We start from the raw sequence: 11,216 nt of genomic DNA on the forward strand, positions 1-11,216 counted from the left end.
CTTACACGAAGCGGCAGCTAATTGAACCCATATTGCCGTAATCAACGTGGAACACATCACCTTTACGAGCCGGAACAGGGCGTGTAAATGAGCCACCTAAGATAATTTGACCAGGCTCAAGTTGCACATTATGCGGTGCTAATTTATTTGCTAACCATGCCACGCCATTTGCTGGGTGGTTGAGTACAGCGGCTGCCACGCCAGATTCTTCAATGACGCCATTACGATATAAAAGGGCGCTAATCCAACGCATATCCAAATCGCGAGGCTTGATTGGGCGACCACCTAAAATTACCGCGCCATTTGCTGCGTTATCTGAAATGGTGTCGAACACTTTGCGTGGGCGGTTGGTTTCAGGGTCAACGTTATGACAACGCGCATCGATCAGCTCAAGGGCTGGGATCACATAATCAGTCGCGTTATACACATCAAAGATGGTGCAATTTGGCCCGCGTAATGGTTTCGCCAGTACGAATGCTAATTCAACCTCAATACGCGGTACGATAAAGCGGTCTGTTGGAATATCACAGCCGTCATCAAAAAACATATCGTCAAGAAGCGCACCGTAATCAGGTTCATCAATCTGTGAACTTGCCTGCATGGCTTTGGATGTTAGCCCAATTTTATGGCCTTTTAGCACACGTCCTTCAGCAATTTTCACGCCAACCCACTCTTTTTGGATAGCGTAAGCATCGTCGATCGTCATTTCTGGGTGATCGAGTGAGATCTGACGGATTTGCTCACGTGATTTTTCAGCCTGATTTAGGCGCTGCGCGATTTGTGATATGACATCTTTTTGTAACATGCTGTTAATACTCCTATTCACCTATTCTATTTCGAGAGCAGCGCTGCACTAAAGCGCTTTGCTGCACTCGGACTATTCAAGGTGTAAATTGAATGCGTACCCAGCGGTACTCAATTTAACTAATTGGAAAGACCACCAAAGCAGAGGTATTTCACTTCCAAGTAATCTTCGATTCCGTAGCGTGAACCTTCACGCCCCAGACCTGACTGCTTAATGCCACCAAATGGGGCCACTTCATTTGAAATAATGCCTTCATTAATACCCACCATGCCGCTTTCTAATGCCTCAGCAACACGGTAGATACGCCCGATATCTTTTGAATAGAAATAAGATGCCAAGCCAAATTCAGTATCATTGGCAAGATCAATCGCTTCTTGCTCATCGCGGAATTTAAATAATGGCGCCAGTGGGCCGAAAGTTTCCTCTTTGGCCACTTTCATAGACTCAGTGACGCCAGTAATTACGGTTGGTTCAAAGAACAAGCCACCTAATTCTGCCGATTTACCACCAGCGATGACTTTTGCACCGTGGGAAACGGCATCAGCAATATGTTCAGTGACTTTATCGACTGCGGCTTGATTAATCAGAGGACCCTGCTGTGAGTCTGCTTGTGTGGCAGGGCCGATTTTCAGTTCATTCACGGCTTTTGCTAAACGAGCCGCAAATTCATCGTAAACGCCTTCTTGGACTAAAATGCGATTAGCACACACACAAGTCTGCCCACTATTGCGGAATTTAGCCGCTAAAGCGCCTTGCACTGCTGCATCTAAATCGGCATCATCAAACACGATAAATGGCGCGTTACCACCGAGTTCCAAAGACATTTTTTTCACGGTGTTAGCGCACTGTTCCATCAGCAATTTACCAACTCGTGTTGAACCCGTGAACGTGAGCTTACGAACGATTGGGCTAGAGGTCATCACGCCGCCAATAGCTTTAGCATCCGTACCTGGGACAATGTTAAATACACCAGCAGGAATACCGGCTTCTTCTCCTAACGCTGCCAATGCTAATGCAGATAATGGTGTTTCTGCCGCAGGTTTTAATACCATCGTACAGCCAGCTGCAAGCGCAGGACCGACTTTGCGGGTGATCATGGCGTTTGGGAAGTTCCACGGTGTGATAGCCGCAACCACCCCCACGGGTTGTTTTATCGTCACAAGGCGACGCCCCGGTAAAGGTGATGGAATGGTTTCCCCATATACACGTTTACCTTCTTCAGCAAACCACTCAATAAAGCTGGCACCGTAGGCAATTTCTCCCATCGATTCAGTGATCGACTTACCTTGCTCAGCACTGAGTAACTCAGCCAGTTCTTTTTGGTTATCCATCATTAAACGGAACCATTTATTTAAAATTTGGCTGCGCTCTTTGGCGGTTTTAGCACGCCATGCAGGCAGGGCTTTTTCTGCGGCTTCGATAGCTTGTTGGGTTTCTAAAGCACCGACATTGCTGACGTTAGCGATAACTTCGTTATTGGCTGGGTTAGTGACCTCAAACACACTTTTATTTTGGGCATCAACCCATTGGCCGTTGATATAAGCTTGTTGGCGAAATAATGTAGAATTGGTATTTATGCTCATTTTTCGTTGTTCTCCGAAGACACTGATTGGACTTGTGGGCGGATATTTTTAGCTGATAGCTGTTGGCTAACAAAACTTAACCCGGCACACAGCGCCATAACAAGTGCCATAGCGAATGGGGATTCATCTTGTAATACAGAAACTGCAACGCTGGCGACAGCCGCTAAGGCAAACTGAATAGAAATAGCAAGTGCACTGGCACTTCCTGCAATTTTCCCGCGATGTTGCAGTAATAGTGACAAACTGTTGGTGCCGATAGCATTGACCATCGATAAGAACAGCACGACTAGAATAACAATTATGGGCAAACTTTGTTGGTAAAATATGAGTAACAGCAGACCAAATGCTAATTGAAACCCACTTTGCATAGTCAGTATGCGCGTTAAACTATAGGTTTTTAGCAGTTTAACGTTCAACAACAACATGACAATCATCCCCAAGATGTTACAACCGAACAGCAAACCATAATGTTGTTCAGAAACACCGAAATAATTGATGTACACAAACGGTGAACCACTGATAAAGGCAAACATACCGGCAAAAGAGAATGCCATGGTGCCAATAATACTCAGTGCTTCTCGGTCTGTGAGCACCTGTGCATAATTCTTAAAAGCGACACAAAGTATATTTTCAGAACCGCGCTGGTGGGTTAACGTTTCAGGGAGTAAGAAAAAAATCGCACACACCGAAGCCAAGCCAATTACTGCCAGCAAATAGAAAATCACTTGCCACTGAAAATGAACGAGTAAAAAACCACCTAATAGCGGTGCCAGTAATGGCGCTATCATGGTCACAAGTGTCATTAATGACAGCACTTTAGGTAGTTCATGAGCAGGGTAAACATCCCTTGCAATCGCCCTAGCCATAACAATGGCCGCTCCACTACCAAAAGCTTGCAGCGCTCGGAATACAATCAAGGTATTTGCGTTGGTGGCTTGTGCGCATAACAAACTGGCAATAGTGAAAATGGCAAGGCCACTTAACAACATTTTCCGCCGGCCAAGAAGGTCACTTAATGGGCCATAAAACAGCATTCCCACGCAGAAACCAGCAAAAAAAGCCCCAAGGGTGTACTGCATTTGCCCTTGAGTGGCCTGTAATGCAATTCCCATTTGAGGGAGGGCAGGGAGGTACATATCGATAGACAATGGACCGAATGCCACTAATGACCCCAGTAATGGAATCAAGTAGTGCGGTATGTGTTTATCGAAATTTTTAACCATCTTGCCCTCTCAATAAAACGAAGAATAAAGCTTTAAACTCTTAGCCCTTAAACAAGGCATGAACATTGTTCTGTTTATAATTTAAAACAGGATCAAGCTCTTCCATGGTAAAAGACAGTGCGAGGTAGCGTTTTGCCATTAAATCGGCAAAATGGGTTTTGATCAGGTCGAAAATCATTTCCCCCGTTTTTTGCCTATCTTCAAGAGAGCGCCCAGCACCGATCTTCAACGTCATATGGACAAAAGCATAATCGTGCTTGCCATCGGCCATTTGCCAAGTATCCAGCCAAATAGCACGACTACGAATGCCACCTAATGGGAAGATACCGGTTCCCGCGAGGGCTTCATTCACTTTGGCGAAGAGCTCAGGTAGTTGAGCTTCATCACGAATATTTTCTGTACATTCTGCATAAAAATGAGGCATAACAATTCCTTATGCGGTGACAGCTTGTTTATCAGTAATATAGCTTGGCAGTGGGAACACGGCATTGATTTGCCCTGTGCCTGAGCTGGCAAACAAGTCAGTTAAAACTTCCACTTTCTCAGCGTATTTATCCCAACCTAACATACCTAGCAGCATCACAGTATCGTGCATATGGCCTTCTCCATAGCAGTAATCTGCGTACTCAGGCAACATTTTGCAGAACTCTTCAAAACGACCTTCACGCCAAAGTTTGACGACACGTTTATCCATTTGCTCATCAAATTCACGCGTGTAGCTGTTCATGCCATCTTCGGCTTTTTGGTCATCAATAAAGCGGTGTGATAATGAACCACTCGCTAATACAGCGACGGTGCCATCGTATTTTTCAATCGCGGTTAGTACGGCTTCACCTAATTTGCGGCTGTCTTCAAAACTATGGGAAGTACAGAATGCTGAAATTGAGATAACTTTAAAGTGACGGTCACTATTCATATAGCGCATAGGAACTAATGTCGCATACTCAAGGGTTAAGCTTGGGATTTCATGAGCTTGAGCACGAACACCTAACTTACGCGCTTCCTCACCAATCATTTGGCCTAATACCGAGTTCCCATCGTATTCATATTCCATATCGCGAATAAAATGTGGAAGTTCATTACTGGTGTAAATACCTTTAAAGTGGTCAGCACAGTTAATGTGATAGGCGCTGTTGACTAACCAGTGCGTATCAAAAACGATGATGGTATCAACGCCTAATTCACGGCAGCGGCGGCTGATTTCTTTATGCCCATCGATAGCGGCTTGGCGGCATCCAAAGTTTTTACCTGGTAGTTCTGATAGGTACATGGATGGGACGTGTGTTATTTTTGCGGCGAGTGCCAACTTACCCATTTCATCCTCTCTTACCCGTTATATTTTGAGCTGTAGCGGTGTTGGCCGCACAAAACCACCCTAATCACATACTCATGTATGCTCATAGGGATGATTTCGCTTGCCGCCTAGCTACAACTCAAACTATTTAGGGTAAGGAACGAGTTTACCCATAATTTGTTGTAGCTATTATTTATCATGAATCATTTACAGTTCAAATTTTCATGGGTATCTAATTGATAAATAAAATAAATTTATGAATCACACACCCCAGCGAGGGATGTTGTGGTCTCCGTAGGAGATACACACGTTCTTCATTTCTGCGAACACTTCGAAGCTGTACTCGCCACCTTCACGGCCTACACCGGAGGCTTTGACACCACCGAATGGTTGGCGCAGGTCACGCACGTTTTGGGTGTTAACAAACACCATTCCAGCTTCAATACTGCGTGATAAACGTAAAATCTTGCTGACATCTTGCGTCCAAATATACGAAGCAAGGCCGTACTCAATATCATTTGCCATGCGTAAACCGTCTTCTTCAGATTTAAACGGAATTAAACAAGCCACAGGCCCAAAGATCTCTTCTTGGGCGACACGCATACGGTTATCGACATCAGCCAGTACTGTAGGGCGTAAGAAATTACCACCTTTCAGGTGATCAGGTAGATCGGTCGGTTTGTCTGGTCCGCCCGCTAACAAGGTTGCGCCTTCTTCCATACCTAAGCGAATGTAACCCGAAACTTTGTTCCAGTGCTGTTGGCTGATCAATGCACCCACTTGGGTTTTTGGATCGTTCGGGTCACCGACGATCAAGCGGTTTGCACGTTCCGCAAAGCGTTTAACAAACTCAGGGTAAATGCTTTCTTGAATGAAAATACGTGAGCCCGCAGTACAGCGTTCGCCATTAATGGAGAAAATCGTGAACAGAGCGGCATCGAGTGCACGTTCAATGTCCGCATCTTCAAAGACTAATACAGGTGATTTACCCCCTAATTCCATGGAGTATTTTTTCAAGCCTGCATTTTGCATAATGGTGCGGCCAGTGGCCGTGCCCCCAGTAAAGGAAACCGCACGGACATCATGGTGTTTGACTAAAGCATCTCCCGCAGTGCTACCGTAGCCTTGAACCACGTTCAAAACGCCTGCTGGAATACCGGCTTCCAGAGCCAGTTCACCAAGGCGATTCGCTGATAATGGTGATAACTCAGACATTTTCAGAACCGCAGTATTACCCAGTGCTAAACAAGGGGCGGTTTTCCATGTTGCGGTCATAAATGGCACGTTCCATGGGGAAATCAGCGCACAGACACCCACAGGTTGAACCAAGGTGTAGTTCATCATCTTGTCATCAACAGGGTAAGTACGGCCATTCATTTGCTGGCAAATTTCAGCAAAGAATTCAAAGTTGTGTGAAGCGCGTGGGATCAACACGTTTTTAGTTTGGTGAATAGGCAAACCAGTGTCTTTGGTTTCCATTTCTGCAATTTGCGGGACATTTTCGTCGATCAATTCACCAAGGCGACGCATTAAGCGAGCGCGCTCTTTCATCGGGGTATTGGACCATTTTGGAAATGCGTCTTTTGCTGCGGCAACGGCTTGGTTGATTTCGTCTTGTCCACCCGCTGCGACTTCAGCGAGTACTTCACCCGTTGCAGGGTTGGTGGTTTCAAAATAGTCTTTGCTAGCAACGTTTTTACCGTTGATCCAATGATTAATCTTAGTCATTACACACGTTCCTCATAGTCTTTTTCGCTGATAATGGTGTTGATCAGTTTGCCAACACCTTCAACTTCAACAATGACTTCGTCACCCGGCACGACATCAGACAACCCTTTTGGTGTCCCTGTCGCAATCATGTCTCCCGGTTGCAGTGTCATAAAGTCACTGAGGTAAGCAATTAAAAAGGGAATATCGAAAATTAGATCGGCAGTGGTGCCTTTTTGACGTAATTCACCATTAACATAGGTGTATAAAGCCAAGTTATGGGGATCTTTAATGGCATCTTTATCGACAATCCAAGGGCCGATCGGCGTTAAGGTATCGCGGCTCTTAACACGTAAATTTGGGCGATAATAGTTCTCTAAATAGTCACGGATCGCATAGTCATTACACACGGTATAACCTGCGACATAATCCATGGCATCTTCTCTTGAGACCTTGTGAGCCGTTTTTCCAATCACCACCACTAACTCAGACTCATAATGCATATATTCAACATTATCAGGGCGAACAGAAACTTGGCGGTGGCCCGTTAAGCTGCTTTCTGCTTTTAAGAAAATTAAAGGTTCTTCAGGTGGCTTAAATTCTAATTCGGCAGCATGGTCTGCATAGTTCAAACCAAGGGCAAATAACGTCCCTTGAGCAGGAGGTAACCATTCAACATCAGGAGAATCACCCGTGACTACATCCCCATTAGGTAACGTAATGGCTTCGTTATCACCAACGGTGACGGAATATTCAGTGCCTTTAAAAAGGATTTTGGCGCGTTTTGTTATCGTAGACATTATTTTCCTCCTGCTGCCACAACGGTATTTTTCAGGCTAGGAAAGCCTTCCGCTTGGATAACCACGTCATCACCGGGTTTGATGGTGACGCGTTGCTGTGGCGTTCCGAGCAGGATCACATCCCCTTGCTTTAAGGTGGCGAAGTCACTTAATGCAACCACTAACTCGCTAGCATCGCGGATCAGATCTTTTGTTGACCAGCGATCCACTTCTTTGCCATTCACTAGGGTGATGATATCGACAGGAGTATTTAGTGAAGTAGCCACCATTTCACCGATTGGGCAGAAAGTATCACGGCATTTTGCTTTAATTGCAGGGCGATAGAAGGTGTCTTCTGGCAAGCTCACTTCATTTGCCAGCGCAAACCCAGCAATAAATTGATGAGCATCCTCTTTACTGACTTTGCGTGCATTTTTACCGATCACCAAAGCAAGCGTAGCGCCACTTTGCACTTCTTCACCTACAGGGTGCAAAATTTGCTCGCCTGAATTGATACGCGTATTACGCGGCTTAATAAACCACACAGGGGTTTTTGGTGGGGTCTTATAAGGGGCTTGCTGGAATGCCTCAAGCCAGTGGCTAAGCTGGCTTTGATGATTGAGGGCAACGGCAAATACAGTGCCTTTCATTGACAACTCCTTAATGAAAAGAATTCAACTTTCGAGTAATTATTAATATATTAATAAAGTATAATTTTTAAATTAGCAATAGGTTTATGGAAATGTTAATTTTAATTGTGATCTCATTAACATAATTGAGTTATCTTTTTGTAAGATGCTGTTATAAATGAATTTATTATTTTTTCAATTTTTTTTGATTTACAAAAAATTAACTTTAAAGTTGGATTTTAAATTATTTATTCATTAATATTTTAGGGTTTTTCTTTGAGATTGTTATTTGACCGTGCTACTCTTGAATAAGGCAAATTGGCGATGTAGAAATTCATGGTGATAACCAAAGGTTTCACTAAAGCATTGTGCCAATAAAGCACTGTGGCAGCCGCCATAAAATACCTAAATTAGGCTAAATAACGTTAATTAAGTGGTGAGTTTTAAGCTTATGCATGAATCATTGACAATTGCATTATTGCAGGCAAGGGAAACCGCAATGGGTTTTTTCCGGCCGATATTAAAGTCGTATAATTTGACTGAACAGCAATGGCGTATCATTCGCGTTTTAGCTGATAAGCGTTCAATTGATTTTCATGAATTATCAGTCCAAACCTGTATTCTGCGCCCAAGTTTAACGGGGATCCTAACCCGTATGGAGCGCGAAGGTTTAATTTTCCGCTTAAAACCGTTGAATGATCAGCGCAAATTATATGTCTCTTTGACACCAGCAGGGCAAGAGCTGTATGACAAAGCACGGCAGGAAGTGGAAGAAGGTTATCAAAAAATCGAGCTGGCTTTTTCGCCAGAGAAAATGCAGCAATTGACCGCGTTGTTGGATGAGTTAATCGCTTTAGAGAGCCCAGATTATAGTGAGATGAATAAGCGGAAAAGCGCCTAAATTTTCGTCATATTTCGAGCTCTAGCTGTGTTGGCTTCTTTCGGCTATTTGGGTCATATATTGATGTATGCTCCCCAAACTATCCTCAATTGCCGCCTTGCTAGAGTTCGAACTATTTAGAAATTTAAATATTGGTCATATCTCGGTTATTTGGGTCACATACTGATGTATGCTCATCTGACTATCTTCAATTGGTGCTTTCCTACAATTCGAATTATTTAGAGTATAGTTATCACTTGAATAATTCCCTTTCCCTGTAGATTCACTGCAATCGAACTTCACTTTTACTCATTAGATAAGTTCTAAATTCCCCACTGTCATATCCTTTTTACAATTGCGAAATTACCTGCAGGGCTACTTGTGACAAATTCTTCAGTAAATTATTTTCTAATAAAATCAATCGATTGATTTTCAGTGTGCAATATTAAATTTTATTGTTAATGAAGCATTAACCGAAATAATGGAATGAAAACAACATAAAAAAACCGCATTAGACATGAAACTATTAAATTTTAGTCATGGTGAATATTTTTTATCTAAAAATAGTTAGTGAGAATAAGATACATTACGATAAATTTACCGTTCGTGACGAAAATTTAAATAATATGACAAATTATCGCATTCTGTGGCGTTTATTATATTTATCGTTATTCATAATTTCGCCCTATGGCTACACAGAAAATCAACTACTCCCCTCTGCACAGGAAAGTGTTCAATTTGAACAAAAACAACGGTTAGAGTCAGAGTTAATCCAACGTAACTTATTGGAAAAACAAAGCACTATTTCCATTGAAGATGCATTGCCATCTCCTTCCCAAAATAAAATCTGTTTCCCGGTCGATAAGATTCAGTTTGCCGGTGCCACACAGCTGACGACTAAAACTCAAACTCAGTTAACCTCACTTTATTTAAAACGCTGCCTCACACTGAGTGAAATACATGAGCTCACCAAACATGTGACTAATTACTATATGGAACAGGGGTTTATAACCTCTCAGGCCATCATTCCAGAGCAAGATTTATCCTCACATCAATTGTTATTACAAGTGATTGAAGGGCGCATTGAAACAATCGAGATTGAGAATTCCCCTGAGCGTTTAGTTCATCAAATATTTCCTCATCAACAAGGCAAAATATTAAATCTACGGGATATTGAACAAGGGTTGGAGCAACTCAACCGGTTATCGTCCGCTAAGTACACTATCGATATCCAACCAGGAAGCCAAAATGGCTATTCTCGGGTTATTATTCATCAACAAGGGAAAAAATGGCCTATCACGAGCCAGCTAAACCTCGATAACACGGGTATGAAGGCAACGGGAAAACAGCTACTTACGGGGAGTTTAACGGTAGATTCCCCGTTAGGGTTTGGTGAGCAATGGTCATTAAGTGCCAGTAGCGATACTGACTTCAGTCGCTCCCATCACAGTCGTTACGCTGTTGCGGCAATCAATGCCCCTTATGGTTACTGGTCTTATCGTTACCAGTTTTATCGTAACAGTACGTTACAGCGGTTTTATACATCGGGGCAGCAATATCGCTATGAAGGCAAAAATACCAATCAGCAGCTTGATATCAGCCGCTTAATTTATCGTGATGGGAAGCAACGGCTAACACTACAAAGTAGCTTAAAACATAAAAATGCCAACACACAGTTAGCTTCCCAAACCCTGAGTATCAGCAACCCAACTTTAACCTCGCTCTCATTTACCCCGCAGTACAGCACTACCCTCGGGCAAGGTTACTTCACGTTTAACCCTGCCGTTGAATGGGGGATATCTGCCTTTGGTGCATCACCGGACACCCTCGCGAAAGACTCACCGCGCAGCCATTACCGCAAATTCAGTCTAAGTAGCAGTTATCAGTATTTTTTTCCCAATGGTTTGACTTATTTAACCTCATTTTACGGTCAATATTCGCCCGATAACTTATACGGCATTGAACGCATAAGTATTGGAGGTCAGTATTCTGTCCGTGGTTACCATGAGCAATCTTTGAGTGGTAACCGAGGTGGCTATTGGCGTAATGAAATTAATAAAGACATCGCCAATACGGCAATTGGGCAACTGCGTTTTATCGGCGCGTTAGATTACGGGTTTATTGCCTCAGATAAATACCATGTTGAACCTGACACTTTAGCCGGCGGAGCCGTTGGCCTCTCTTTTATTGGTAATAGCCTGTTTTATTCTCAGTTTCTACTCAGTAAACCGTTGCATTATCCCTCACAACTTAAACCAGACAATTGGTCGGCTTATTGGTCGGTCTCATTCTCTCTGTAGCTTTACGTTTTTAAAG

The 11,216-nt window shown here is 43.4% G+C and carries 10 protein-coding genes; 2 read left to right on the forward strand and 8 right to left on the reverse strand.

Annotated features, from left to right (window positions below; all coding sequences use genetic code 11):
• Position 1: 1 nt before the first annotated feature.
• From hpaH to P3L44_RS03965, 8 genes are all read right to left on the reverse strand, one after another.
• On the reverse strand, positions 2-805 hold the full coding sequence (gene hpaH, locus P3L44_RS03930; RefSeq protein ID WP_004914311.1) for a 2-oxo-hept-4-ene-1,7-dioate hydratase: 804 nt from the start codon (positions 803-805) through the stop codon (positions 2-4).
• A gap of 119 nt (positions 806-924) precedes the next feature.
• Positions 925-2,388 (reverse strand): NAD-dependent succinate-semialdehyde dehydrogenase, encoded by a 1,464-nt coding sequence (locus P3L44_RS03935; protein WP_272661652.1) that lies wholly within the window; start codon positions 2,386-2,388, stop codon positions 925-927.
• Entirely contained in the window at positions 2,385-3,611 is a 1,227-nt protein-coding gene (locus P3L44_RS03940; RefSeq protein WP_004905316.1) for a Bcr/CflA family multidrug efflux MFS transporter, read from the reverse strand. Before P3L44_RS03940 ends, P3L44_RS03935 begins: the two co-directional genes overlap by 4 nt.
• 40 nt (positions 3,612-3,651) lie before the next feature.
• Positions 3,652-4,035 (reverse strand): 5-carboxymethyl-2-hydroxymuconate Delta-isomerase, encoded by a 384-nt coding sequence (locus P3L44_RS03945; RefSeq protein ID WP_004905302.1) that lies wholly within the window; start codon positions 4,033-4,035, stop codon positions 3,652-3,654.
• 9 nt (positions 4,036-4,044) lie between these two features.
• Positions 4,045-4,926, reverse strand: coding sequence for a 3,4-dihydroxyphenylacetate 2,3-dioxygenase (hpaD, locus tag P3L44_RS03950; protein WP_004905296.1), 882 nt, complete (start codon positions 4,924-4,926; stop codon positions 4,045-4,047).
• A 240-nt stretch (positions 4,927-5,166) separates the two neighbouring features.
• Positions 5,167-6,633 carry a 5-carboxymethyl-2-hydroxymuconate semialdehyde dehydrogenase gene (gene hpaE, locus P3L44_RS03955; RefSeq protein ID WP_094962174.1) on the reverse strand — a complete coding sequence of 489 codons (1,467 nt, stop codon included), beginning with the start codon at positions 6,631-6,633 and terminating at the stop codon, positions 5,167-5,169.
• Positions 6,633-7,412: a fumarylacetoacetate hydrolase family protein gene (locus P3L44_RS03960; RefSeq protein ID WP_140172138.1), complete on the reverse strand. Its 780-nt coding sequence runs from the start codon at positions 7,410-7,412 to the stop codon at positions 6,633-6,635. Before P3L44_RS03960 ends, hpaE begins: the two co-directional genes overlap by 1 nt.
• Positions 7,412-8,041: a fumarylacetoacetate hydrolase family protein gene (locus P3L44_RS03965; protein ID WP_094962176.1), complete on the reverse strand. Its 630-nt coding sequence runs from the start codon at positions 8,039-8,041 to the stop codon at positions 7,412-7,414. Before P3L44_RS03965 ends, P3L44_RS03960 begins: the two co-directional genes overlap by 1 nt.
• Positions 8,042-8,471: 430 nt before the next feature.
• On the opposite strand from P3L44_RS03965, the gene hpaR reads away from it, so the two are divergent.
• Both hpaR and P3L44_RS03975 read left to right on the forward strand, forming a co-directional pair.
• Entirely contained in the window at positions 8,472-8,921 is a 450-nt protein-coding gene (gene hpaR, locus P3L44_RS03970; protein ID WP_110592370.1) for a homoprotocatechuate degradation operon regulator HpaR, read from the forward strand.
• 605 nt (positions 8,922-9,526) lie between these two features.
• The gene (locus tag P3L44_RS03975; RefSeq protein WP_272661651.1) at positions 9,527-11,200 is read left to right on the forward strand and encodes a ShlB/FhaC/HecB family hemolysin secretion/activation protein; all 1,674 of its coding nucleotides are present in this window, start codon (positions 9,527-9,529) and stop codon (positions 11,198-11,200) included.
• Positions 11,201-11,216: the final 16 nt, after the last annotated feature.

It is taken from the genome of Providencia sp. PROV175 (assembly GCF_032707045.1).
GTDB classification, from domain to species: Bacteria; Pseudomonadota; Gammaproteobacteria; order Enterobacterales; family Enterobacteriaceae; genus Providencia; species Providencia hangzhouensis.